23 protein-coding genes, 1 tRNA gene and 6 pseudogenes are annotated in these 25,212 nt (G+C 55.6%); 10 read left to right on the top strand and 20 right to left on the bottom strand.

Features of this window, described 5'->3' with window-relative positions; translation table 11 throughout:
* Positions 1-44 precede the first annotated feature (44 nt).
* From plsX to JCM25354_RS15965, 3 genes are all read right to left on the bottom strand, one after another.
* Positions 45-1,139, bottom strand: coding sequence for a phosphate acyltransferase PlsX (gene plsX / locus JCM25354_RS02045; RefSeq protein WP_025884774.1), 1,095 nt, complete (start codon positions 1,137-1,139; stop codon positions 45-47).
* Positions 1,140-1,205: 66 nt separating this feature from the next.
* The gene (gene rpmF / locus JCM25354_RS20490) at positions 1,206-1,409 is read right to left on the bottom strand and encodes a 50S ribosomal protein L32 (protein ID WP_023977526.1); all 204 of its coding nucleotides are present in this window, start codon (positions 1,407-1,409) and stop codon (positions 1,206-1,208) included.
* Between the two features lie 137 nt (positions 1,410-1,546).
* Complete coding sequence (locus tag JCM25354_RS15965; RefSeq protein ID WP_051537176.1) at positions 1,547-2,143, bottom strand: DUF177 domain-containing protein; 597 nt, start codon at positions 2,141-2,143, stop codon at positions 1,547-1,549.
* A 186-nt stretch (positions 2,144-2,329) separates the two neighbouring features.
* On the opposite strand from JCM25354_RS15965, the gene JCM25354_RS02030 reads away from it, so the two are divergent.
* Positions 2,330-2,902 carry an outer membrane protein assembly factor BamE gene (locus JCM25354_RS02030; protein WP_025884771.1) on the top strand — a complete coding sequence of 191 codons (573 nt, stop codon included), beginning with the start codon at positions 2,330-2,332 and terminating at the stop codon, positions 2,900-2,902.
* Positions 2,903-3,031: 129 nt separating this feature from the next.
* Here JCM25354_RS02030 and JCM25354_RS02025 read toward each other — a convergent pair whose 3' ends face one another.
* From JCM25354_RS02025 to def, 4 genes are read right to left on the bottom strand one after another with little or no spacing between them, the layout of a single operon-like run.
* Positions 3,032-4,378, bottom strand: coding sequence for an ATP-binding protein (locus JCM25354_RS02025; RefSeq protein WP_025884770.1), 1,347 nt, complete (start codon positions 4,376-4,378; stop codon positions 3,032-3,034).
* 10 nt (positions 4,379-4,388) lie between these two features.
* The gene (locus JCM25354_RS02020; protein WP_025884769.1) at positions 4,389-5,078 is read right to left on the bottom strand and encodes a response regulator; all 690 of its coding nucleotides are present in this window, start codon (positions 5,076-5,078) and stop codon (positions 4,389-4,391) included.
* Positions 5,075-5,557: a MarR family winged helix-turn-helix transcriptional regulator gene (locus JCM25354_RS02015; RefSeq protein ID WP_025884768.1), complete on the bottom strand. Its 483-nt coding sequence runs from the start codon at positions 5,555-5,557 to the stop codon at positions 5,075-5,077. Before JCM25354_RS02015 ends, JCM25354_RS02020 begins: the two co-directional genes overlap by 4 nt.
* Positions 5,558-5,560: 3 nt before the next feature.
* Positions 5,561-6,091, bottom strand: coding sequence for a peptide deformylase (def, locus tag JCM25354_RS02010; protein ID WP_025884767.1), 531 nt, complete (start codon positions 6,089-6,091; stop codon positions 5,561-5,563).
* A gap of 221 nt (positions 6,092-6,312) precedes the next feature.
* Here def and rpsU point away from each other — a divergent pair, with 221 nt between their 5' ends.
* Positions 6,313-6,516, top strand: a complete 204-nt coding sequence (gene rpsU, locus JCM25354_RS02005) for a 30S ribosomal protein S21 (protein WP_007283570.1) — start codon at positions 6,313-6,315, stop codon at positions 6,514-6,516.
* 114 nt (positions 6,517-6,630) lie between these two features.
* Here rpsU and JCM25354_RS21940 read toward each other — a convergent pair whose 3' ends face one another.
* The 7 genes and pseudogenes from JCM25354_RS21940 to JCM25354_RS01985 all read right to left on the bottom strand — a co-directional run bounded on the left by JCM25354_RS21940 (position 6,631) and on the right by JCM25354_RS01985 (position 11,833).
* Positions 6,631-7,434 (bottom strand): prolyl oligopeptidase family serine peptidase, encoded by an 804-nt coding sequence (locus JCM25354_RS21940; RefSeq protein WP_243443849.1) that lies wholly within the window; start codon positions 7,432-7,434, stop codon positions 6,631-6,633.
* A 90-nt stretch (positions 7,435-7,524) separates the two neighbouring features.
* A pseudogene (locus tag JCM25354_RS21935) lies at positions 7,525-7,770 on the bottom strand (hypothetical protein); the annotation flags it as partial.
* A gap of 299 nt (positions 7,771-8,069) precedes the next feature.
* Positions 8,070-8,702, bottom strand: a pseudogene (locus tag JCM25354_RS21930) (S9 family peptidase); the annotation flags it as partial.
* Between the two features lie 156 nt (positions 8,703-8,858).
* Positions 8,859-10,313: an ArnT family glycosyltransferase gene (locus JCM25354_RS15955; protein ID WP_243443831.1), complete on the bottom strand. Its 1,455-nt coding sequence runs from the start codon at positions 10,311-10,313 to the stop codon at positions 8,859-8,861.
* Entirely contained in the window at positions 10,288-10,611 is a 324-nt protein-coding gene (locus JCM25354_RS23240; RefSeq protein ID WP_369345709.1) for a GtrA family protein, read from the bottom strand. Before JCM25354_RS23240 ends, JCM25354_RS15955 begins: the two co-directional genes overlap by 26 nt.
* Positions 10,608-11,378 carry a polyprenol monophosphomannose synthase gene (locus JCM25354_RS15950; RefSeq protein ID WP_369345708.1) on the bottom strand — a complete coding sequence of 257 codons (771 nt, stop codon included), beginning with the start codon at positions 11,376-11,378 and terminating at the stop codon, positions 10,608-10,610. The genes JCM25354_RS23240 and JCM25354_RS15950 overlap by 4 nt, the downstream gene beginning before the upstream one ends.
* Entirely contained in the window at positions 11,375-11,833 is a 459-nt protein-coding gene (locus tag JCM25354_RS01985; protein WP_025884765.1) for an Lrp/AsnC family transcriptional regulator, read from the bottom strand. The genes JCM25354_RS15950 and JCM25354_RS01985 overlap by 4 nt, the downstream gene beginning before the upstream one ends.
* A gap of 252 nt (positions 11,834-12,085) precedes the next feature.
* Between JCM25354_RS01985 and trxB the strand changes: the two are divergent.
* Both trxB and JCM25354_RS01975 read left to right on the top strand, forming a co-directional pair.
* Positions 12,086-13,041 (top strand): annotated as a pseudogene (trxB, locus tag JCM25354_RS15945) (thioredoxin-disulfide reductase).
* Between the two features lie 176 nt (positions 13,042-13,217).
* A complete protein-coding gene (locus JCM25354_RS01975; protein WP_025884764.1) occupies positions 13,218-14,108 on the top strand; it encodes a LysR family transcriptional regulator in 891 nt (296 codons plus the stop codon).
* 65 nt (positions 14,109-14,173) lie between these two features.
* Here JCM25354_RS01975 and JCM25354_RS01970 read toward each other — a convergent pair whose 3' ends face one another.
* The 3 genes and pseudogenes from JCM25354_RS01970 to JCM25354_RS01960 all read right to left on the bottom strand — a co-directional run bounded on the left by JCM25354_RS01970 (position 14,174) and on the right by JCM25354_RS01960 (position 16,058).
* Positions 14,174-14,470, bottom strand: a complete 297-nt coding sequence (locus tag JCM25354_RS01970) for an integration host factor subunit beta (RefSeq protein WP_025884763.1) — start codon at positions 14,468-14,470, stop codon at positions 14,174-14,176.
* A 16-nt stretch (positions 14,471-14,486) separates the two neighbouring features.
* Positions 14,487-15,468 (bottom strand): annotated as a pseudogene (gene sppA, locus JCM25354_RS15940) (signal peptide peptidase SppA).
* 98 nt (positions 15,469-15,566) lie between these two features.
* Complete coding sequence (locus tag JCM25354_RS01960; protein WP_025884762.1) at positions 15,567-16,058, bottom strand: MucR family transcriptional regulator; 492 nt, start codon at positions 16,056-16,058, stop codon at positions 15,567-15,569.
* A gap of 911 nt (positions 16,059-16,969) precedes the next feature.
* Here JCM25354_RS01960 and JCM25354_RS01940 point away from each other — a divergent pair.
* Positions 16,970-19,132, top strand: a complete 2,163-nt coding sequence (locus tag JCM25354_RS01940) for an FUSC family protein (protein ID WP_035446638.1) — start codon at positions 16,970-16,972, stop codon at positions 19,130-19,132.
* Positions 19,129-20,451, top strand: a complete 1,323-nt coding sequence (guaD, locus tag JCM25354_RS01935) for a guanine deaminase (RefSeq protein WP_025884760.1) — start codon at positions 19,129-19,131, stop codon at positions 20,449-20,451. Before JCM25354_RS01940 ends, guaD begins: the two co-directional genes overlap by 4 nt.
* Before the next feature lie 19 nt (positions 20,452-20,470).
* On the opposite strand, the gene JCM25354_RS01930 is transcribed toward guaD, so the two are convergent.
* The 3 genes and pseudogenes from JCM25354_RS01930 to JCM25354_RS01920 all read right to left on the bottom strand — a co-directional run bounded on the left by JCM25354_RS01930 (position 20,471) and on the right by JCM25354_RS01920 (position 22,109).
* Positions 20,471-21,427, bottom strand: coding sequence for an alpha/beta hydrolase (locus JCM25354_RS01930; RefSeq protein WP_199899886.1), 957 nt, complete (start codon positions 21,425-21,427; stop codon positions 20,471-20,473).
* A gap of 23 nt (positions 21,428-21,450) precedes the next feature.
* A pseudogene (locus JCM25354_RS15935) lies at positions 21,451-21,797 on the bottom strand (zinc ribbon domain-containing protein YjdM).
* A 222-nt stretch (positions 21,798-22,019) separates the two neighbouring features.
* Positions 22,020-22,109: transfer RNA gene (locus JCM25354_RS01920), tRNA-Ser, on the bottom strand.
* 266 nt (positions 22,110-22,375) lie between these two features.
* Here JCM25354_RS01920 and rplU point away from each other — a divergent pair.
* From rplU to proB, 4 genes and pseudogenes are all read left to right on the top strand, one after another.
* A complete protein-coding gene (gene rplU / locus JCM25354_RS01915) occupies positions 22,376-22,690 on the top strand; it encodes a 50S ribosomal protein L21 (RefSeq protein WP_025840840.1) in 315 nt (104 codons plus the stop codon).
* Positions 22,691-22,718: 28 nt separating this feature from the next.
* Complete coding sequence (rpmA, locus tag JCM25354_RS01910; RefSeq protein ID WP_025840841.1) at positions 22,719-22,985, top strand: 50S ribosomal protein L27; 267 nt, start codon at positions 22,719-22,721, stop codon at positions 22,983-22,985.
* A 94-nt stretch (positions 22,986-23,079) separates the two neighbouring features.
* Positions 23,080-24,099 carry a GTPase ObgE gene (gene obgE, locus JCM25354_RS01905; protein WP_025884758.1) on the top strand — a complete coding sequence of 340 codons (1,020 nt, stop codon included), beginning with the start codon at positions 23,080-23,082 and terminating at the stop codon, positions 24,097-24,099.
* Positions 24,096-25,212 (top strand): annotated as a pseudogene (gene proB, locus JCM25354_RS15930) (glutamate 5-kinase). The gene obgE and the pseudogene proB overlap by 4 nt, the downstream one beginning before the upstream one ends.

The following is a 25,212-nucleotide window of genomic DNA, read 5'->3' as shown; positions in this document are numbered from 1 at the left end:
GGCAAAGCAGAGATCATCACCAGCCTATCCCCTCACTGTGCCAGTCAGGCGGCTGTGGAGGAAGAAGCAAGCTCGCCTTCGTCCTCAGAGGCAGCCATCAGCACCTCCACCTGACGAAGACGTTCGCGGATTTTCTCGTTAATCGAGTGTGTAACAGCATCCATCGCCACATCGATGGCTGCAGCAAAGCCCTCAGCATCGGCACCGCCATGCGATTTCACAACAATCCCGTTCAGGCCAACGAAAACAGCACCATTGTAACGGCGAGGATCAATCCATTCTTTCATACGCTCCAGACCGGGACGTACAAGGAGATAGCCGATGCGGGTAAGCAGATTGGTCTTGAAAACCCGTTGCAGAAGCATGGAAACGAGTTTGAGCGCACCCTCACCCGTCTTGAGAGCAATATTGCCAGAGAAACCATCAGTCACAACAACGTCCGTTGTACCAGCCGTTATGTCATGACCTTCGACAAACCCGTGAAACTGGGATGAAAGCGGCGACTCGCGCAGAATATCCGCAGCAGCTCTCAAGCGTTCATCACCCTTGAGCTCTTCGGCACCGACATTCAGCAGACCGATGCTGGGCGCAGGGAGCCCGAGAACAGCCTTGGCAAAAGCCTCGCCCATGACAGCGAACTCAACAAGATTACGGGTGTCGCAGGCAATATTAGCGCCAAGATCCAGCATCACCACATCGCCACGTGCTGATGGATTGACCGCCGCCATAGCCGGGCGGGTAATGCCCGGCAGGGTTTTCAGAACGATTTTGGCGAGAGCAAGCATGGCACCGCTGTTACCCGCCGAGACAACCCCTCCAGCCTCACCAGACGCGACAGCATCAATCGCCACACGCAATGAGGAATCGCGCAGACGCAGGGCTGCTGTCGGTTTCATTTCCATGGAAATGGAGGACGGAGCGTGGCGGATTTCGCAGATACGCTGAGCCTTGGCGAAGCGGGCCAGCTGAGGACGCAGGACAGCTTCATCACCGACCAGCAAAATTCTTGCTGTCGGATGTCGATCGGCTGCGCGATCCAGGCCGGCCAGAACGATTTCAGGGGCATGATCCCCGCCCATCGCATCGACAGCCAAACAGTAAGGCGCAGCCTGGCTGGCCGGCGCATTTACGTCACTCATGCTCCGCCCCGCGTTTTGTTTCAAAACAAGATGAGCCAGTCAGAAAAAGACCGGCCCTATCGAGCCTCAAACGCGAACGGTCGTCTTGAGCGTCTTGCCAGAAGCAACGACTTCACGACCGTCATAATGACCGCAATGCGCGCAGACGTGATGCGGGCGCTTCAGCTCACCGCAATTGCTGCACTCAGCGTGAGCCTGAACGGTCAGGGCGTGATGGCTGCGACGCATGCCCATGCGGGACGGCGTGGTCTTTCTTTTGGGGACGGCCATGACAGGAGCCTCTTTCTTCTTAGATCGACCCCGCTTTTGGTCGCCATTCGACCGCAGCAGGAAACGATACTGTTCACTATGATCAGGCGGGCGGCTCTAGCAGACCCGAAGCCGGGTCGCAAGCATCCTGTGCGGTTCTAGCTGAGATCCGTCTTCTTTTTGGGTACAGACAGACCAGCCAGCGCACCGAAAGGGTTAGGTCGGCCACTTGCTTCATCTGGAGCTTCCTCTGCCGCCTCTCGTGGGGCTTCGTCAACCGCATTTTCGAGGGCTGCCCCCGGTTTGCGAGGATAGGCAGGCAGTATCAGCGCCAACTGCTCTGACGTAATCTCACCCAGATCGAGCGCATTGCCGTCATAGGGAATCTCGTCAATTGCATCGAGATCAGAAGCATTCTCCTCGGAGAAACGGCGAGCCGGAACCAGGCGTACTGCGAAGGATTCGTTCAGGACATCCTCGAAAGTCTCACTCGTGATTACACATTCAAGCACGACACGGGCGGTCAGGATGCCCTCGAGCACAAAATGATCGGATGCTTCAGGGAATATCCTGAAACGGCAGGACAATTCATGAAGATCGAGAATCCCCAGACGCCGGGCAAGCGCCTTGCGTTCGTCCTGATTGGCCTTGACCGTCTCCGAAAGCCCTTCATGACCGATGCGGTTGAGCATCAGGCGGCGCGAGAATTCCGGCTGTGGAGCATGTGATCGGGAGAATTCCTGAGCGTCGTTCATGACTGCTTTCCTGACACTGGCTGTAAAAAACCCGCAGACGGGGCTTCTTTTCCGAATTGCCTTACCGTCGCTCTCCGCAATATAGAAGAGCTTGATCATCTTGCCATGGCGTCAAAATCCTGTTTCCGTCATTGCCGGACGATCTCTCGACCTTTTTTCGATCAGTGCAGGACGACATAACCCGCCATGAAGAGCGCCTCCAAGAAGACCTCCCCGCGGCTTAAAGCGCATGCGGGTTTTGCGCGCGCCCTGCTTTGCATCGCCCCTCTTGCGCTCGCTGGCTGCTCCGTCTTCGGTCCCATTCCGCAAAATCGCGGCTCCCTGATCGAAAAAGACGATTATTCCCAGCTTATGCCGGGAACCAGCACACGTAATGACGTGACTGATATTCTCGGCTCACCGACAGCTCACGCCACTTTCGATGACAACACCTGGATCTATATATCCATGGTAACTGTTCCTCAGCCACTGGGCTTCCCGCGTATTACAAAACAGAATGTGCTTGTTCTGGCCTTCGACAATGGTGGCGTCCTGCGTCGCATGGATACACTCCATCGCAAGAATGGCTACAATGTCGGCATGGTTGGTGAAACAACACCAACACCGGGCACCAAGATCAATGTACTCCAGCAGCTGCTGGGCAATGTCGGCCGTTACAACCCCATGAGCAATATGGGCAGTACTTTTGGCGGCACACAGGGTCCTCTGGGTGCCGGCGTTGGAACCGGCCATGGCGGTACCGGCAACTCGGTTCCATAACCTGCTCATACGTTGTGGCCGTCATACCATGGGCGGCGCGTCGACCATATCTCACCCGGCTGGGCCTACTGCCTCGTCGGGTCTTTTTTTGTTCCCCTGATGGACCAGCCCCTTACCGGATCACACGCCTCAGCGTGGCAGCTTGAGCATAACCCGCAATCCGCCAAGAGGGCTGTTGTGAAGTGTCACACTGCCACCATGGGCTGCCACGATATCACGGGCAATCGTCAGACCGAGACCGGTTCCGCCGTCAGGACCTGATGTACTGCTGAAGGCACGGAATACATCTTTACGTCGTGACTGCGCGATGCCCGGCCCGTCATCGTCGAGTATAATCTCGATGGAACGCCCGGCCCTGCGTAATGAGAAACTCATACGCCCGCCATGACGACGGGCATTCTCCGCCAGATTGATCAGCACACGACGCATGGCGTCTGGCCGTACCGGCACCACAAGGCTCTGTTCAGCGTGTATAGCCAGCACTTCTCCACCCGAGCGGGTCGTATCTGCTGCCACATCGCGTACAAGCGCGAGAAGATCGGTGGGAACCGGGTCTTCTTCCCCTTCTCCGCGGGCAAAAGAGAGATAACTGCCTATCAGGCGCTCCATCTCTGTAATATCCGCGATCATATCCTCGATATCAGGGCGCAGCTCCTGCGCCTCAACACTGCCCTCAACCGGCATCATGGCAAGGGTCAGACGCAATCGGGTGAGCGGCGTGCGCAGATCATGCGAGACACCCGCCAACACAGCTGTTCTCTGGGTAACGAAGCGATTGACGCGCGCCTGCATGCGATTGAATGCCAGAGCGGCCTTGCGTATCTCACGCGCACCCTGAGGCTGGATCGGCCCGTCATCGCGCCCCAGCCCGAAATTTTCGGCTGCCTTTGCCAGACGGCGCACAGCCCGCACCTGCTGACCGACAAAAAGACCGGCAATGATGAAGAGTAGGATCGCACTCCCCACCTCCCAGGCAACAAACAGCCAGATCGGGCCCACATCAAGACGTTTACGCGGAATATAAACATCCAGGACGCCGTCATGAAGGGCAATTTCAAGCCTGACACTCTGCCTGGTGGCCTTCCAGTCAATGTGGCATGGGGCATCGAACACGCGCAGTACTGCCTTTGTCAGATCCTCATCCATCGGACCCAACACAAATGGTGCGCTCTCGGTTGTGAGTCTCTCGCCTGGATGAAAATCGATTTCAAGCTGCGTACGCCAGCGCGCCTGGGTGATCAGCCAGTCACGCTGGCCAGGCATATGCTCGACAGAATCCACAATAAAAGCGAGATCGGACACCACACTATCGGCAAGGCGCCGTGACACGACCTTGAGATAATTGCCGTAAAAAAGCTGAAGCGCCACGATCTGGGTGATCAGAAGGGGCATGAGCACGATAAGCAGCGATCGCCCCTGAAAGGAACGCGGCAGAAGGCGCCTGACAAGGCGTTCCATAAAACGGGCAATCTGCATGAGCGGCGCCTCAGCTGCCAGGTTTCAGCACGTAGCCCTTGCCTCTGACCGTCTGAAGAAATCGCGGTTCCTTCTGATCAGGTTCAATGCGCCGACGCAAACGGGTGACCTGCACGTCGACCGCACGTTCACCGATCTCGTCCATCCCCAAAGCCTCGGCAATAGCCTCCCGGGACAGGATCTCTCCGGGGCTACGCGTCAGGACCGTGAGCAATGCCGCCTCGCCACTAGTAAGATGCACAATGCCCTCAGGACCGCTCAGGAGATTGCGCCCCGTATCAAATTCAAGCTTGCCCATCCGCAACAGTCGCGGTGCACTGCTCGGTCGTGGAACATGACGCCGCAGATGAGCCTGCAGGCGTAACAGTAGTTCTCTAGGTTCGAATGGCTTGCCCAGATAATCATCAGCCCCGGATTCCAGACCGATAATCCTGTCGGCCGGCTCCCCTCTGGCTGTCAAAAGAATGATGGGGAAATTCTGTCCGCCTTCTCTCAGCGAGCGTGTCAGACTGAGGCCATCCTCACCCGGCATGGTAATGTCAGCGACCATGGCATCAGGCTGGGTAACAGCCAGGATTTTCCGGGCAGCTTCGGCGTCCATTGCAATCGTGACGCGAAAGCCGTTCTCCGACAGAAAACGCTGTAGCAGACGGAGCAGACGGGCATCGTCATCGACTACGAGAACATGCGATTCCTTCATACCCCATCCCCTTCACTCTGCAATGTTGCCAGAACACGACGAAACCCTTCCACCGCCTGCCCGCCTGCCGCCTTATAGGCGATCGTCATCCGGTCACGCAGAGCAGCAAAGATCTCTTCCTCTATTGCTATACCCTGCACTGTCAGATGCAGGCGCTTGACACGTTTGTCGCGCTCATCGGCCCGCTGCTCGAGCAGACCACGCGCCACAAGCTCCTGAAGCACGCGGTTGAGACTCTGTTTGGTAATATTCAGCCGGCGCAACAATGCGCTCATGGTCAGGCCCTGATGGGTTGAGACAAGAAACATTACGCGATGATGCGCGGCACCGAGCTGGTTATCACGCTGAAAAGGATCACAGATAGCATTCAGCTCGCGCCAGGCCAGAAGCATGGCTTCATAGGCAAGGCGTATCTGCTCCTCGCGAAGATAGAGATGCGCCTGCCCCGGCGCATCACGTGTCGTACGAAGGCCAGACATAGCTCAGTCCTCACTGTCACGCGGGGCTGAAAGCTCATCGGCATAACCAAAACTCGCATAATCACGGATACGCATCGTATAAAGAATACCATCAAGATGATCGAATTCATGCTGAAGCACATTTGCATGAAACCCGCGCGCTTCACCGCTGATGACCGATCCGTCAAGATCAAGCCCCGTGTAAGCGACCATCGCATAACGTGGCACGACCCCGCGCAGCAGCGGCAAGGAAAGACACCCTTCAGTGCACTGCATAATCGCGTCCCCGATTGGCGTCACTTCCGGATTGATCAGCACCCGAGGCGGAATCGGAGCTTCTCCCGCAGCGCAACGCGGCTCCGGCACATGATAAACGAAAAGACGCAAGGATTTGTGAACCTGCGGGGCCGCAAGCCCGGCTCCACGAGAATCAAGCATCGTTTCGATCATGTCTGAAACGAGTTGCCGTATGGATAAAGAATGAACATCTTCAACCGGTTGCGCTCTCTGAAGCAGTACCGGATGCCCCATTCGCGCGATTTTCAGCAACGCCATTTCTGTACCCTGTCCTTACCCGACCGTAAAAGTTGCGTTCATCATCTGCATGGTGACATGAATAAATTTAGGGCGATACTACTCAAACCGTTTGTGTCCTCTTGAAAACCTGTGCTAAGGCGGCGGCCTCTCTGGAGCGCTCTGCCATCGGTATCGCGTTCCTGACATTGCATTTACAAACAAGACCATGTTTTCATGGTCGGACAGGAGATGGCAGACCCGTGCAGGTTCTGGTTCGTGACAACAATGTTGATCAGGCGCTCAAGGCGCTAAAAAAGAAGATGCAGCGCGAAGGCGTTTTCCGCGAGATGAAGCTGCGTCGCCACTTTGAAAAGCCCTCCGAGCGTCGCGCTCGTGAAGCGGCCGAAGCGGTTCGCCGCGCTCGCAAGATGGAGCGCAAGCGCCTGGAGCGTGAAGGCTTCTAATCAGCCTGCCCTTCCGGCAAACAGATCAACCGCCGCTTTCACGGCGGTTTTTTTGTGCCTGCTGTGCCGGTTTGACCGGTCCAGAAGAGGCGGGTGACCCGCCTCTCCTTCTTCTCAGGGTGTTATCGCGTTGTCCTGATCCATCAGGCTGCGGGAAAGATAAACAGCCTCGAGCGCACGCTCATGAGCGATTTCTTTCGCATTGACGGTGCCAGCATGACCACCTTCCATATCCTCATAGTAATAGAAAGACTTGCCTAATTCTGCCAGTCGCGCGGCAAAAAGCCGCGCATGCACCGGCCCGACACGATCATCCTTGGTGGACGTAAAAATAAACGGCACCGGATAGGCCACGTCTTTCTTCAGCTGCTGCAAAGGTGAAATCCTCTGAAGGAAGTCACGCTCGGCCGGATCAGCCATATGACCATATTCCGCTGCCCATGACGCTCCTGCGGCCATGCTTTCGAAATGTTCCATGTCGAGCAACGGCACGCCGATGATCACTGCCTTCCAGAGTTCGGGATGTTGTGTGAATTCCACGCCCATCAGCAAGCCGCCATTCGATCGCCCCCGGATACCCAGATGATTGCGATCGGCAATACCCCGCCTGCCAAGATCGCGGCCTATCGCTGCAAAATCGTCATAGGCGTGCTGACGGCCCGACTTCATCCCGGCTTCATGCCAGGCAGGACCGAACTCGCCACCACCACGAATGTTACCGACCACATAGACGCCGCCACGCTCAAGCCAGGTCTTGCCAATATCGGCATAATAGGTCGGCAGGTAAGACAGATCGAATCCGCCATAAGCCGTGAACAACACCGGATTATGGCTGTTCAGCTTCCAGTCACGACGATGCACAACAAAATAGGGCACTGACACCCCATCGCTGGACTTTACCCAGTATTCCTCGGTCACAAGTCCTTTCGCATCGAAAAGCGCAGGAGTTTCCTTCGTTTTTCTGATTCTTCCGGCCGTAACATCCAGCGTCCAGAGCTGTGGTGGCTCGATATAGCCTTCAATCTTTACTGTGGCCCATGATTCAGAGGGGTCAGAAGATTGCAGTGATGCAGAAACGTTCGATGGCAGGGAAATCGTGGTTTCATGCCACTGAGTCTTGCCCTCAACCGCATGATAAACGCGTATGGACGGCTGCACATCGCGATAAATAACAGCGATAACTCCTCGGGAGGTAACACCGATGTCAGCCGTGGTCTCATGCCTGTCAGGGGCAAAAAGCAGATCGGGCTGCATTTTTGCAGAGACAGGATCAACTGCCAGTATGCTGCCCTGACGGTAGAGACGGCCCTGTTTCCAGTCCTGGTCAAGCCTGATGACAAGCTTTCCGGCGTAATAGCCTCGATCCGCATTTTCTGCGGCAAGTTCAGAAGATGCAGGTTTTGTGTGACAGGGTCATAGACACGATACTCACTGCGAAAAAAATCAAGATTACGCTGGATGATCGCAATCTGTCCGCCCTGACTGTCATGCAGCACTTGCGGCTCGACAATCATGTCATCCGGCGTGCCGCGGTAGATCTCCTTCGCAGCAGCAAGCGGCTCACCACGCTTTACGACCCGGACACTGAACGGATAACCGGAACGTGTCATCGTATCAGGGCCCCAGTCACGGGACACGAGCAGTGTATCACGATCGAGCCAGGCTGCCCGCTGTTTCGAATGCGGCAACTCGAAGCCACCCGGTATGAATTTTTTATCGACCGTGTCGAATTCACGATAAAACGAGGCGTCTTCGCCGGAAAGAGAGAGAATGACCAGACAGTGTCGGGCATCCGGCGCCAGGCAGTCAGCCCCCTGAAACACCCAATCGCGCCCCTCCTGTTTTGACAGCGAATCAATATCGAGTTCGTTTACCCAGTCAGGGTCGGCAGTCTCAAAGGACGCACGCGTTGTCGCACGCCAGATACCTTTTGAATGAGCTGCGTCCTGCCAGAAATTCCAGACCTTGCCACCAGATTGATCCGGCAGAGGCAAACGCCCCGATGCCTGCTCCACTGACAGGACAGACCTGTAGAAAGACTGATAGCGCGGATCCGCCTGCAGAAGCGCAGCAGTACGGTTGTTTTGCGCCTTGACCCAGTCCAGAGCCTCCTTCCCCTCAACCTGTTCCAGCACTGTACGGGACGGTGTCACATCGACAGGAGTGGCTCTGGCCGGAAGTACCATTGCCCCGGCCAGAGCGGTCCAGGCAAGCGATGTCATCGCCAACAGAATGTGTCTCACGGCTCTACTCCTATGAAATAGGAGAAAGCCTAGAGCAGCCTCCGGATGAGGGGAACAGATGTTCTGTACAGAAAACGATTACCCTGGCGTCAGGATGTCTCAGGGAAGACTGTACATCCGTATATCCTCTGGCAGGGACAGCGGGATCAGTTTGTAGCAGATCATGGGCGAGCCCCGCAGCATGCGACAAGGATGTTGCTGCCAAGGCTGACCGAGCCAGGAAGCAGGCAGATCGGGCTGCTCGCTTTCTCGCAAAATCAGTATGGCACGATGAGGATGATCTAACTGACGACCAAGATAGACCCAGCGCTTGTCATAGCTGAACAAGGCGTGATGCGGTCGATGATAGGCCAAGATAGCGGCAAGGGCATAATCTCCGGCAATCACAGCCTGTCCCTCGGGCAATGCCTTATCCAGACGCTCTCTCAACCCTGACCAGTCTGCTGTCTGCCGGGCAATGACGTCATGATGGGCAGAAAGCGGCAAAGGCGAGGCAATGCCCTGAAAGGTGACCAGCCCGGTCACTATCAGTCCGGTAGCGCAGGCAAACCCTATGCGACGCCCCGTTGCCGCAGCAGCCAGAGCCGCGGCAGGATAGAGCACAACAGGCCAGTTGGCCTGCACACGTCCGCCAAAAGCATGCTGTACGAATACTGCAATTGGCACAATGCAGAGACAAGCGAGCAAACGTGCAACACTCTTCTCGCCAGAATGCTTCAGGCACCAGATCAGACCTGTACAGAACAGGACGAAAATCAGTGGGGTCGCAAGGCCTATCTGCCCTCCGGCCAGTTCAGCGAGAAAATTCAGAGCGCGTAACGGATGCCAATCCCCTGCCCTGCCTCCCTGCTTGGCAAAGCTTGCCCAACCATGGGTAGCATTCCAGAATAGAACGGGTGCGATCATGATAAGCCCCGCCACGCAGCCACCAAGCATCCAGCCCCAGTGACGACGTATGGAAGGCGTCGATAACGCCCAGAATCCGCACCCCAGAGCAGGCAGAACCGCCGTATATTTGCTGTCAAAAGCCAGACCGAAGAAAGCCCCGATGACGAGCCACCAGCCTGGCCAACCCGTGCAGATCAGACGTCCAAGCGCCCAGAGTGTCCATGCCAGAAAAAAGACGAGCGGCGTATCAGGTGTCGCTGTGGCTGCACCTAACCCAAGCATGAGCGTCGCGTTGAGCAAAAGAGCGGCTCGATACCCGGCAGCGCGGCTTGCCAGAAGGTCGCGCCCCGCCCGGAACAGCGCTACTGAGCCCACCAGAGCCGAAAGCGGGCCACAGAACCGAATGCCAAAAGCATTATCGCCCCATAAGCTGGTGCCAAGACGTATGAAGAGCGCGATCATTGGAGGATGATCGAGATAGCCGGATTGCAGATGCTGCGACCAGAGCCAGTAATAGGCTTCATCCGGTGTGATACCGAGGGATGAAGCGAGAACAAAACGCAAGAATGTCAGCCCGAACAGCACGCTCCAGAAGAAGACTGTGGCGCGCCTTCCCTCAAAACGGAATATACTGAAACTGTCAGCGCCAGACGAGTGTAGAGGCAATTGCATAATTCCAGACCACACCTATCACCGCGCCAGCCGCGCTGGCCCGGCTCCAATGCCCATGCGTATCGTAGAGAAGCTGAGCGACACCAATATTACCGAAAGCCCCGATCGTGGCCCCGATCACAAAAATACACAGGCCTGGTAACCAGCGTTTCCCTCTGAGCGGACGATCGAGATAGGTGATCCGGTTATTGAGCTGGAAATTGACCAGAATGGCACAGGCTGTACCAACAACCTGACTGATCTGAAAATCCGCTCCGGCAAATCGCGACAGCTCGGAAACCAGAAGGTTCACGCAACGCCAACAAGACCGACTGCCGCAAAAATGATGAAACGTGTCGGTAACCATCCACCACATGCACGCTCGATCAGCATGCCGAGAAACTGCACCATAACCAGCGGACTGAGCTTGCTTTCTCCGGCAATACGAGGCCTGAAAACAAAAGGTACTTCAACAAGCCGCGCCGTTCTTGGTACGGACAGGACAAGTTCAAGCATGATCTTGAAGCCTGTACCTGTAAGGCGCGGCACAGCCTGTGTGAACATGGCGCGCCTTACGGCAAAAAAACCACTCATCGGATCCGAGAGCGTCATGGGCAGGATACTCTGGGCCAGTCTGATACCTGAACGGGAGAGCATATGTCGCCAGCGACTGGCCAACCCGCTGCTGTCACCTCCGGCAACATGGCGGCTCGCCACGGCAATATCAGCATGATCGTCCAGCAGCGGGGTGACGAGATCACGCAGGATACCTTCATCATGCTGGAGGTCACCGTCCATCACGGCAATGACCGTCGCAGTTGAAGACAAGGCCCCTTCAATGACAGCCGAAGACAGACCCCGGCGACCAACACGTCGTATCAGCCTGATACGCGGATCGCGACGCGCAGCGCGCTCTACCGCACGTGATGTACCATCAGGAGAATCGTCATCAACGAAGACAATTTCCCAACGCATCCCCTCCAGGGCGTGCTTCACACCATTGATCAGCGGCTCGACATTGGCCGCTTCGTTGTAACAGGGAATGACAAGTGTCAGATCCGCAGGAAGCGGGTGATTCATACGGGAACACCGGCCCGCATCAGACTGGTACGGATTGTCTGCAGGGTCTGCACCCGTACGACATGATCAAGATCGGTCAATCGCTTTGTAAGATAATTCTGATGGGGTGCATCGCGTGCCACAAGACGCACAAGAAAATCACCGCCACCACGTATCATGTGGCATTCGCGCACTTCAGCCCAACCGGCAATCTCGGTCTCGAAAGCGTCGAGTACACTGCCTTTCTGGCTTTCAAGCCCAATCAACGCAAAGAAGGTCAAAGACCATCCCAGTTTCGAGGCATCAACATCGGCGTGATAGCCTTCAATCACACCGACCTCTTCCAGCCGCCTGACACGACGCAGGCAGGGAGGAGCCGAAATACCGGTGCGCCGTGCAAGCTCTACATTCGTCATGCGCCCATCGCGTTGAAGCTCGGCGACGATCTGACGGTCAATCGCGTCAAGATCGACGATCCCCGATACGGAATCCCCTGTGGAGAAACCGCCGGGAGACACATTGCCCCGTGACGAAACAGGGTGGAAATGGGGGTCTTCTGAATCGTTGTCAGTCATCGTCACCGTGAGGGTCGGTCAAAACTAGTCGGTTGGCAGGTGCGCTGCATCACCTATATCTGCATCCTGATCCAAGAGCCATGTCTCTTGATACATGTCTCTTCACATAGGCTCGGCATATGATCTGCCGGGCCCAGACCGAGGACCTCACCTGTGAGCCAGAGTTTCAAGACCGATCTGCTCGTTATTGGCGCCGGCCCGGCGGGCTATACAGCGGCCATCTATGCCGCTCGTGCCAATCTCAAACCGATTCTCGTGGCCGGCTTGCAGCCAGGCGGCCAGTTGACCATCACGACTGAAGTCGAGAACTATCCCGGTTTTGCCGAACCGGTCCAGGGGCCCTGGCTGGTCGAGCAGATGCGGCTCCAGGCAGAGCATGTCGGAACACAGATCCATTATGATCTGATTACCGAAGCACGTTTTGACCAGAAAAACGAAGAGGGTTTTTTCACACTGATAGCCGATTCCGGCGCCATCTATCTTGCGCGGACTGTCGTGATCGCAACAGGTGCTCAGGCCAAATGGCTCGGCCTGCCATCCGAAGCCCGGTTGCAGAGTGGCGGCGTATCAGCTGTGCGACCTGTGACGGATTCTTCTATCGTGGCAAAAAGGTAGCGGTTATTGGCGGAGGAAATACAGCCGTCGAAGAAGCCCTGTACCTCACCCATCACGCCGATCATGTGACGCTTGTGCATAGACGGGACACGCTGCGCGCCGAGCGCATTCTGCAGGATCGTCTTTTTGCCAATCCAAAAATTACCGTGCTGTGGAACCACGCCGTGGAAGAAATTCTTGGTGCGGGTACGCCTGAGGTTGTCTGCGGCGTGAGGCTACGTAATACGCAGGACAACAGTGAACAAAAGCTCGATGTTGATGGCGTGTTCGTGGCGATTGGTCATACACCGAATACGGGACCTTTCCGCGAGACAATAGATTGCGACTCCGAGGGCTATATCCTGACGACTCCCGGCAGCACCAAGACTTCGGTTACAGGCGTGTTTGCCGCAGGTGATGTACAGGACAAGAAATTCAGGCAGGCAATCACGGCAGCCGGGACCGGTTGCATGGCGGCTCTTGAAGCAGAACATCTCCTTGCAGGACTGTCCTGAGCACAGGACCGTTATTCAAGCGCAGCGTCTGACGCATAAAATGACTTGGCAGCGCCCCTGAATGCTGCCAATTCACTTCCATCAACACTTCATGACCGCATGGAAAACACGCAGGTATCATATCGTACCAGGCGTTTTCTCGTCTTGCGGTCCGGGATGAGCTCTAGGAAAGCTGCATGGACTGGGACAAACTACGAATCTTCCATGCTGTCGCCGAAGCAGGGTCTTTCACTCACGCCGGAGACAGGCTCAATCTCAGCCAGTCTGCCGTATCCCGTCAGATCTCTGCGCTGGAAGAGACCCTTAATGTCCCGCTGTTTCATCGTCATGCGCGCGGCCTGATACTGACGGAACAGGGCGAGACCCTCAATCATACGGTGAGAGAGGTTTTTTCCAAACTGGCTCTCACCCAAGCCTATCTGAGTGAAAGCAAGGCAAAGGCCAAGGGCAAACTTAAGATTACGACGACTTCCGGCTTTGGCCTTGGTTGGCTGGCACCGAGACTTCGGCGTTTTCTTGCCCTGCACCCGGACATAGAAGTCAGCCTTATCATGGAGGATACGGATCTCGATCTCGGGATGAGAGAGGCCGATGTCGCCATACGCATGCATCCGCCCCGGCAGGCCGACCTGATCCAGCGCCATCTCGCCAATTTCCTGATGCCGATCTACTCAAGTCAGGCCTATATCGACCAACACGGCATGCCACTCAGCCTTGCCGACCTTGCTCATCATCATCTTGTGGGTTTTGCCGGCCTCTCACCACCTTTGCCAGATGCATTCTGGTTGATTGAACTGGTGCGACGACAATGTCATGGGTCTGTACGCAACAAGCTTGAAATCAACAGTTTCCCGGCTATTGCCAGCGCGATAGCCAATGGCGCCGGGATAGGGACGCTGCCAACCTATCTCGCGCAGTCCCATCCGGAGCTGATACGCATTCTGCCCCATGAACCTGTTCCAACGGTTGAGGCTTTCTTTGTCTATCCTGAAGAACTTAAGATGTCGAAACGCATCACTGTCCTGCGCGACTTCCTGCTCAGTGAAATTCAGAGTGCAAGGCTGTAATTTTTCTCGATAACATGTTTCATGAATCCGGACGGGTCATTCCGACTGGCATCAGCCCAGACTGATCAGCTTTTACGACCGGTCAAACCATTTACCCGTTCTCTCAGCTCTTTTCCGGCTTTGAAGAATGGTATCGTTTTTTCCTCAACAGTCACTGCTGAGCCTGTACGGGGATTACGTCCCTGTCGCGCCTCTCTCTTCTTTACAATAAACGCTCCGAATCCGCGTATCTCGACCCGATCACCCCGTGTGAGAGCTGACGAAATCTCGGACAGGATCGTCTGTACGATCAATTCAATATCGCGGGCATTGAGATGCGGATGCGCTGCAGAAAGCTCGGCAATAAGTTCAGATTTCGTCATAAAAAACTATGCGCTCTCAAAATTGACGAAACCGGATCAGCCGGCTCATCTGGAAGATATTTTCCTGGTTACCGTGGCAAAATGCTACCGCGCCGTCAAGTTTCTGATAAGCAGTCAATTCTTCGATAGCCTGAGGAACACCGAGCCAATCCCCGCCAATTCTATGACCAACACGCCCCAGAAATGACTCCGGCGGTCTGGCAGGCGAGATTTTTCTGACTGGTATATCCTTGCCGTTCCGGATCTGGCTACGCAACCAGAGAACTGCCGTATCCTCGTCACCCAGTTGATCGATCAGATGCAGGGACACAGCCTGTCGTCCTGTATACGGTCGACCATCAGCAAGAACACGAATTTCATCAAGAGACCGGTGGCGACCTCTGGATACCATGGTAACAAACTGATCGAAGAGATCGTTCACAATTCCCTGTAACATGACGCGCTTCGGGTTTGAGCGGCACAAAAGGCTGCGACTGATCCTTCATAGCACCTGAAGTGATTGTATCTGCCGCCAGTCCGATTCGACCGAGCAGACCGGAGGCATCCGGCCTGATCATGATAACACCGATCGATCCGGTTATACTTGACGGATAGGCAAACAGACGCTGTGCGGCGACTGCTATCATATAACCTGCTGATGCTGCTGTCCCCTGCATGGATACAGCGACTGGCTTGTGGGCCGCAAAAGACTCCACAGCATCATGCAAAGCCACACCACCAGTTACCCCCCCCCCTGGACTATCAATAACCAGCAAGAGCCCTCTGACATGCGGGTCGTGCTCTGCGCGCTTGATCGCCTCAACCTGTGGACGAACACGATCGGCAATAACTCCCTTGATTTCAAACCGTGCTATCGAGTCTGCCGGAACATGCCGAGGAACGCCCACGAAGACCGAGGCGCCTGCTACCAGAAGCGATGCAAGGGCGACCCCGCGCCAGAGCAGAAGACGACGGCGCTGATATCGATATACCTGACCGGTATCATCTTCCGATGACATGTCGATCGCCATGATTTGCATCCTCTGTCGGCAATAAAAAAGGCAACTCACCACAGGATGAGTTGCCTTTTGCAGAACGTCTAGCGTGAAAGAGTGACTCAGGCCTTTTTGGCACGTCCACGACGAACCGAACGCTCGTCGCCTTCGCTCTCCTCGGAAGAGGACGCACGAGCGGCCGCATCGACGCCGGCATTGATCTTGCGACCCAGCCCGATTTCACGAGCCAGATGAGAACGACGCTCGGCATAGTTCGGCGCAACAAGCGGATAATCGCTCGGCAGGCCCCAACGCTCACGATACTGCTCAGGTGACATGCCATAGGCGCTCTGCAGATGGCGCTTGAGCATCTTCAGTTTCTTACCGTCTTCAAGACAGACAATGTAATCAGGAAAAACAGAACGCTTGATCGGTACCGCTGGCTGCGGACGCTCCGGCTCCGGATCAGCCTGACCGGCACCCTGAAGTGCATTGTATACGTGCTTGATCATACCCGGGAGTTCATCTCCGGCCATGGGATTATTGGCAACGTGAGAGGAAACAATCTGGGCAGTCAGCTCGAGGAGCGCGACGTTGGTTTCAGACTCTGACATTTATTTTCTCTTTGTTGATGTTTAACTCTTATAACCGAATCTTTTATACCATCACCTTTGTGAGGTAAATAGCTTTAACGATTTCTTCTATCGTTTTTATTGTTTTTAGCATGAGTCGTTAAAGACATGCTGAATTCGCAATCTTTTCGTTTCCATCTCAAGAAAAATTTCCTCAAATCTTATGGTCAGGTGCTTCTTTTTTATCCCACTACGTCAATAATCGTCAAAACATAGTAGAGAAACTTTGTAAATTTTTTGATAAAAGTTCGTTATTTGGGAAGAATTTTTTTGCATCAAGAGAAGTTTTCGTAGGAATAAAGGATTATTGAATATTTAACGTATCGTATTGTTCTACCTATTTTGCAATCAACATACCTCCAATCTGTTTTCTGATGCTTCCTTCTAGGCGAACAAGTACGGCAACAACAAGGGCTTTTGAGATTGCTTGGTTTTCCTGCCAACGTATCACGCGAATCCAGTCTTTCATCGCTTTGAGGTATCCAGGATCAAATCTATTATTTTCTCGTCTTTGAAAGACACGATCTATCAATTGTACCGCATCAAATTGATACTAAAGAAACAGAATCGTAACAGTGTTAACTATTTCCCAACAGCCTCACTTCTGGATCTCTGTCGCAACGTCCATGAGAGATATCGCTGCTTTCTGCAGAGAAAAATAACGCTTGTTAATCATTTCCGTGCTCTCGGAATGCAGGCTCATAGATATGCTGCTTCTCATCCGAAAAATCACACAAGGAACTGACGCCTTCCCGGACCGAAGCAAGTCGAATTAATGAATGTTTAGATCTACGCAGGAGGTGATCGCTTTTCTTCCTCCACACAGACAGGCATCATGATGACCTCGTGCCATACTGGCCGTTTCAACCATGTGAATCCCGTCATTGGCAGTCTTGCGCTCTTTCACCCGTCTGTTTCCGAGACCAGAATCGTCGACCCGCAAGCTCCGTTTCTTCGGTCACGATCGCTGGGCGTGGCTCTACGCTCCAACGGGCCAGGCGGTCGAATTTGCCTTACGCAATACAGCTGCTGCGCTGCTCGCCCTCGGAATTGCCATGTGGATGGAGCTCGACAGCCCCATCTGGGCAACAATGACTGTCTGGGCAGTCGCTCAGAACACGCGCGGTGAAAGTCTGTCCAAAGCCAGATGGCGTATTGTCGGCACCGTTCTCGGGGCCATCGCGGCAGTAGCGCTCTTCACAGTCTTTCCGCAGCAACCCCTTCTCTTCTTTATTACACTGGCGCTGTGGATGGGGCTTTGTGCCGGTCTGGCCACGTTCGTCAGTAATTTTCGCGCTTATGCGCTCGTCCTGTCCGGTTACACCTGTGCGATCATCGCCATGGGCGCCGTCTACGACCCTGAGAACGTCTTCATGATAGCGGTCTCACGCTCGACCTATATTGCACTCGGGGTAATCTGCGAGGCTGCAATGGGGCTCGTTTTCGCTACAAGCCAGGAACGTCAGGCCCGGCACGCCGTACGCACAAAGCTGCAATCCGCACTCTCTCTGGTTTCGCTCTCCATCGCCGATATTCTCTCTGATGCCGCCACGACGCAGCGCAAGGCACGTGAGCTTTTTGCCACGATCCTCAGGCTCAACAGTGAAATCGAATTCGCCGAAATCGAGATGGGACCTCATGGACATGAAGGAGACCATGCGAGAGCCGCTCTGGCTGCTGTATCGATCCTGCTCTCCCGTGGCTTTGGAATGGCCGCACGCCTGGCAGCCTTGTCACACAGTCACGGAAGCTTTCGAGAAACCTCACACCATGCCCAGAGCTTTCTGCGCGGCCTGGAAAAACGATTACAGGCAAAGGAACCCGTTCAAACGATTCTTGCCGACCTGCATCTTCTTGTAGAGGAATGCCGTATCCATGCGGCGCCCTTCATCCGTCCCGACACGGAAGACCCGGCCTTGCTCGGGCCGGTAGATGAACGTGTTCTGCACGTGGCGCTAGGAGAACTACTCAACGACCTTGAGATCGCCATCATCGAATATGACGCCAGCACTCACCTCATTCCTGGAGACCGGTTTCAGTTCAGACTGCAATCCCATCATGACCCACGCAATGCCATCAATAACGGCTTGCGCGTCATGGCAGCCATTCTGCTCACAGCGCTGATCTGGGAGATAACAGCCTGGCCTAACGGTACAGCTTTCATCTCAATGACGGCGCTGATCTGCGGTCTTTTCGCAACGCAGGAAAATCCTGTGCTGGGCACGGCCACCTTCCTCAAGGGAACAGTCTGGTCCGTTATTGCAGGGGCCATCCTCACATTCATTTTCGTGCCGAAATTCGACACGTATGAGATGTTTGTCATGGCATTCGGCCCCGCCATGTTCATTGGCGGTCTCGCCCGTTTCAACCTTCCAACCGCGGGCGCCGCTGCTGCCTACGGGCTGCTGATGCCAAGTATGGTGAACGTACAGAATCATCATCGTCTCAACGAACTTGCTTTCTATAATGGCGCGGTCTCGACCCTGCTGGCTGCCTGTGCAGCTGTTCTGGTCTTTCACACCTTTCTCCCCTTCAATCCACAATCCGAGCGATCGCGCCTGCGCGTACAGATGCTGGGGGAGTTGCGCTCCCTGTGCCATTTGCGCAAAGCCCCTGAAACACGCCTCTGGATCGGGCGGAACATTGATCGTTTCGCCCGCCTCATACGCCATGCCGGTCCGTCCCCCCTACCCGTCGTCGAGAGCTATCTGCAGGGAACACTGGCGGTCATGACAATCGGCCTGAACGCAATCAGACTGCGTACCCTGCTCGATCGTGAACATCTTCCTGTCACGGCACGTCGTGCCATCGAGCTGCTGCTTGACCGGATGGAGTATACGCGCGACCGTCATGATCGACCCGCGCGCGTAGCAGCTGCCGCAGTACGTCGATTGCGTGCCCTTGATCGTACCGAGCGAGATCTTGTTACACGCCTCGAGCTTATCAGAGGGATTTCCTATCTGGTGGTCATCAGGGACGAGCTTATCGCCAATGCAGCCTTTCTTGACGAAAACAGGAATTTCACGAGCCGGACACTACAGGAGAAGGCTGGATGACTTTCAATCTGCCGAGTCTCGCTTTGCGCGGCACGATACTGCGCTTTGCAGGCAGTCCGTTCGACATGCCTCCTCAAGAGGCTCTGCAGGTCGAACCAGATGGTTTGATCATCGTTGAAAACGGACTTATCTCCGCTGTCGGTGGCTATGATACCCTTGTACATACCCTGCCCCATGAAGTTCCCATAGTTGATCACAGAGGCAAGCTCATCGGACCGGGCTTTATTGACACGCATGTGCATTACCCTCAGTTCGGCGTCATGGCTTCGTATGGGGAGCAGCTTCTTTCCTGGCTGGAGCGCTATGTCTTCCCGGAAGAGAGGCGTTTCGCTGAACGTACCTATGCCAAAGAGATTGCCGACTCCTTTCTGGACAGCCTTCTAGGCAACGGCACAACAACAGCTGCTGTCTATTGCACGGTTCATCCGGAATCAGTCGATGCCTTCTTTACGGCCTCGCAGGAACGCAACACGCGCATGATTGCTGGCAAGATACTGATGGATCGTAATGCACCCGATTATCTGTGTGACACAGCACAGGACGGTTATGATGACTCCCGACGCCTGATCGAGGAATGGCATGGCAAGGGTCGTCAGCTTTATGCGGTTACACCACGTTTCGCACCCACCAGCACGGAAGAGCAACTTGCTCTTGCGGGAAGTCTTCTGGACATCGCACCGGATCTTTTCATGCAGACCCATCTGCTTGAAACCAGACAGGAGGCTCAATGGGTCCGGACTCTTTTTCCCCAGCGTTCCGGTTATCTCGATGTCTATGATCATGCCAGGCTTGTCCGCCCGCGCAGTATTTTTGGCCATGCTGTTCACGTGACCGAACAAGATCTCACGCGCTGTGCCCATGCGGGATGCACTCTCGCCCATTGTCCGACCTCAAATGCATTCCTGGGCAGCGGTACTTTCCGCCTGTTCGATGCCCTGCGTTCTGATCGTCGTGTGCACGTGACGCTCGGCACGGATATTGGCGGAGGTAACAGTCTGTCGATGCTGCGCGTCATGAATGATGCCTATACGGCTGCACAGTCACACGGCACGAGCCTGCATCCCGTTCAGTCTTACTGGCTGGCGACTGCCGGTGCCGCCAAGGCGCTCGGTCTCGAGACACGGATCGGCCGGATTGAACCGGGAAACGAAGCAGATCTCTGTATAATGGATCCGATGGCAACACCTATCATGGCCCAACGGGCCAAGCGTGCAGAATCCGTTTCGGATCTTCTTTTTGCGCTTTCAATGCTCGGTGATGACCGCGCCATAGCCGCGACCTATATAATGGGACGCCGGCACAGCCCGCACGCAAGGTAGGGACCGCTTTTCTGCCTGATCAGATCAGGCCGTGCGTCGTGAGCCAGTCCTGATACCAGCCTGGCCATTGCGCCGTAATGCGGCCAGACTCGCCCATACCAAATCCATGCCCCCCGGAAGGCAAGCGACGATAATCGGCCTCCGTACCAACGGCTTGGCAGCATTTTGCCATCAAGGTAGCATTATACGAATTGGCAATATGATCATTATCCGCCTGGGTCAGAAAAACTGGCGGATAACCCGGAATGACATGAGTTTGTACAGACCATAATCGCGCAAGAGCAGCATCAGCTCTCGTTCCGACAAGAACCCGATGTGTTGAGGTGTGGTCGTAAGGTTTCTCCAGCGTAATCACCGGATATATCAGGGCAGCTCCAGCAAGAGCGGGCAAAACTGTTCCTGTGTCAGCCCCGGAACCGGATCCGGCCCAGCCTGTGGCGGTCATCCCCATCAGATGGCCGCCAGCTGAAAACCCCAGCACAGTCAGACGCGCCAGATCAAGATTTTCAGCAGAAGCATGTTGTCTGATCAGCGCCAGAGCACGCCTGGCGTCCTGAAGCGGAGCCATAGGGCCTTGCACCCAGCCTTCGCCAGGCAGGCGATAAACCAGTATGAAAGCTGTTATCCCACGGGCGTTGAGCCATCGTGCCGCCGGATAGGCCTCCCTGCGCATACCGATACGCTGATAACCGCCCCCGGCTGCAACAAGAACAGCACTACCATTGGGGCGCTCCGGTCTGAATATCTCAAGCCGCGGTTCTCTTATATTATAGAGTGCCCCCCCAGGCGTTGTCCGCTCACCCCCTTTAGGGCCACCACCCCCTGGTGGTGTTTCCGGCCAGAGCATGATCTGACGGGGTGACCGTGAAGGCATGGTTTCCTGACAGCCTGAAAGAAAAGAGAAAGAACCGGCAAAAGAGGAAGTGATGAGGGTGCGGCGTCCCAATCGCATCCCAGCGACAAGATCGCGTCCCATTCCCTCTCCCTTCACTTCTGGCCTCAGGCCTTGCGAACAAATTCTGACTTCAGGTTCATGGCACCAATACCAGGAATTTTGCAGGACAGGTTATGCCCGTCATGCCCATCGGTCAGGCGAATACCCTTGATCTTGGTACCGCCCTTGATAACAGATGATGACCCTTTGACCTTCAGATCCTTGATGATGGTTACGCTATCACCATCCGCAAGAGGATTGCCATTGGCGTCACGCACTGTCTCATCACTAGCGTTCAGAACGGTGTCTGTCCCTATGCTCCATTCAAGAGCACATTCAGGCAGATCCAGAGACTGCCATCCTGATAGATATGTTCAGAGCCACACTGAGGGCAGAGATCGTTTTTCACGATTTTATTGTCCTGTCTTTATCCTGGCAGGTTCATGACAAAGTCGCCCGACACCGGGATCCTGCCTTGTTTATCAATACAGAAGCTACCAGAGCATGAAAACCGAGACCTGATCGGATTCAATTACAGTCGATAGTATTCATGTGAACAATCGACGATAACTTCTGGCCTCTTGTATTTATTGCATGAAAGTTTTCTGTGATAAGAGACCCTTTCAAAAGGGTCTGGCGGAGAGGGTGGGATTCGAACCCACGGTGCCCGTGAAGGCACAACGGTTTTCGAGACCGTCCCAATCGACCACTCTGGCACCTCTCCATAGCAGGATCACCTGGTCGTGGGCGGCTTATAAGGGGCAGATCGCGCCGCGCGCAAGAGGGGCACTGGCGATTCTTTTTGCCTTCTCTCCATTTTCCCGATCACAGGGCGCGATAATGATTGACGCAGCCATACCGCCTCCTGTAGTGAGCCCCCCTCGCGGGAGTGCTTGCGCGCCCGCCAATAACAAAAAGCGACTGGGCAATGCCGACTGGGGGAAAACCCCGGCAAAATTGCCAAGAGATCGGACTTGAGAGAGTTTTAATATGTTCGCAGTCATCCGCACCGGCGGAAAGCAGTATCGCGTCACCCCGCAGATCACGTTGAAGGTTGAGAAGCTCGAAGCCGAAGCCGGCACGACCATCACCTTCTCCGACGTTCTGGCTGTTGGCTCTGACGCTGGCATCAAGATCGGCGCTCCGCTGGTCGCTGGCGCTACCGTCACGGCAACCGTGATCGCCCAGGACCGCCTGGACACGGTCATCATCTTCAAGAAGCGCCGCCGGCAGAACAGCCGTCGCAAGAACGGTCATCGTCAGCACGTGACTGTCCTGCGCATCGACGCGATCAACGCAGCGTAACTGACGCTAGAGAGAAGGAGAGACCTCCATGGCACAAAAAAAGGCAGGCGGTTCGAGCCGTAACGGACGCGACAGTGCAGGCCGCCGTCTCGGCGTCAAGAAGTTCGGTGGCGAAGCCGTCATCGCCGGCAACATCATCGTCCGTCAGCGCGGCACGAAGATGATGGCTGGCTCGAATGTTGGCGTCGGCCGCGATCACACCCTGTTCGCCCTCGCCGATGGCGCCGTGAAGTTCACGCGCCGCGCTGAAGGCCGCGTCCACGTTTCCGTGACGCTGGCAGAAGCCGCAGAGTAAAGACTGGCCACAACCAGTTTACGGGAGAGGCCGGTCCGCATGGGCCGGCCTTTCTTGTTTGGACCGTTATTTTTGGACGAAGACGAGACAGACCATGAAATTCCTCGACCAGGCCAAGATCTATGTGCGTTCCGGCGATGGCGGGGATGGTGTTGTTGCGTTCCGTCGCGAGAAATATGTCGAATTCGGCGGCCCCGATGGCGGCAATGGCGGTCGCGGTGGTGACATCATATTCCGTGCCGTACCCAACCTGAACACGCTGATCGATTTCCGCTACACACAGCATTTCCGGGCACGCAAAGGCGGCAACGGTGCGGGATCGGACCGCACCGGAGCCAAGGCCGAGACCGTCATCATCAACGTGCCGATCGGCACGCAGATTTTCGACGATGACCGCGAGACCATGCTGGCCGATCTCGATGAAGACGGCAAGGAAGTGCTGCTCTGCAAGGGCGGCGATGGCGGCTTTGGCAATGCGAACTTCAAGACCAGCACAAACCGGGCTCCGCGTCGTGCGGACAAGGGCTGGCCAGGTGAGGAACGCTGGGTCTGGCTGCGCCTGAAGCTGATTGCCGATGTCGGGCTGGTGGGTCTGCCGAATGCCGGCAAGTCCACCCTGCTCTCGGTCTGCTCGCGCGCCAAGCCCAAGATTGCCGATTATCCCTTCACCACGCTGCATCCGCAGCTGGGCGTGGTACGTCTTTCGGCTACAGAGGAATTCATCATTGCCGATATTCCCGGGCTGATCGAGGGTGCCAGCGAAGGGGCCGGTCTCGGCGACCGCTTTCTGGGTCATGTCGAACGTTGCGCCATGCTTATCCATCTGCTCGACGGTACGGAAAGCCAGCTGGTCAAGAACTACCGGATGATCAGAAGCGAGCTGGCCGCCTATGACGAGACTCTGGCTGAAAAACCCGAGATCATCGTTCTGAACAAATGCGATGCTCTGACAAAAACCCAGATCACTGCCAAAACGAAGGCACTCGCCAAGGCATCCGATGCCGAGATCTTCACCTTGTCGGCAGCAACGCATGAGGGGCTGGCGGAGCTGCTGCGTCTGGTGCAGGATCGTGTTACCGAACACCGTCTGAAAGAACGCGAGACTACTCTGTGACCAATCGACTGGCTGAAGCGCGCTGCGTTGTCATCAAGATAGGCTCTGCCCTTCTGGTCGATGCCAAAAACGCCGAGCTTCGCCATCACTGGCTGAATACGGTCTGTGAAGATATTGCCGGTTGCGTGCCCTGGGCGCGGATGTTGTCGTGGTCTCCTCCGGAGCGATTGCCCTTGCCCGCGTACGTCTGGGCCTTACCGGACGCAGGCTACGTCTTGATGAAAAACAGGCTGCCGCCAGCGTCGGACAGATACAGCTTGCCCAGGCCTGGAGTTCTGCTCTGGCACAGCAGAACCTGACCGCTGGTCAGTTACTGCTGACACCCGGTGATACAGAAGACCGCAAACGCCATCTGAATGCGCGGGCGAACCTGCGTACCCTACTCGATCTGGGTTGCGTACCGGTTATCAACGAGAATGATGCCATTGCCACATCGGAAATACGGTTTGGCGATAATGACCGCCTGGCAGCCCGTGTCACGCAGATGATCGGCGCTGATACGTTGATCCTGCTCTCTGATATAGACGGACTCTATACAGCCGATCCGCGGCTTGATCCGGATGCAGAGCATATTCCGGTCGTCGAGGCCCTGACAGACTCGATCATGGCCATGGGAGGAGCCCCACCACCCGGCTATTCCTCAGGCGGTATGCACACGAAGCTTCTGGCAGCCCAGATTGCAACCCGCGCTGGTGCCCGTATGGCCATTGCCTCAGGTCTTTCGCCCCATCCGGTCAGTACGCTTCTCGATACAGGACGTTGTACATGGTTCCTCGCCTCGGAAGAGGCAGGCCCAGCGCGCAAACGCTGGATTGCCGGAGCCATTCAGACGAAGGGCCGCGTGATTGTTGATCAGGGTGCTGCACGGGCATTGCTCAAGGGCAGTTCGCTCCTACCTGCTGGCGTCAGAGCATCGATGGCAGCTTTACGCAGGGTGATCTGGTCGTCATTCTTGATGAGGGCGGCCATGAAATCGGTCGTGGGTTGACTGCCTATGATGCCGAGGACGCACGCAAAATAGCCGGGCATCGTTCCGAAGACATCACAGGCTGCCTTGGGCATAGCGGGCGAGACGAGCTGATCCATCGCGACGATCTGGTACTGATCCGCTAG

Source organism: Asaia prunellae JCM 25354 (assembly GCF_000613885.1).
GTDB lineage: Bacteria > Pseudomonadota > Alphaproteobacteria > Acetobacterales > Acetobacteraceae > Asaia > Asaia prunellae.
This window is presented reverse-complemented; position numbering and strand designations above follow the sequence as displayed.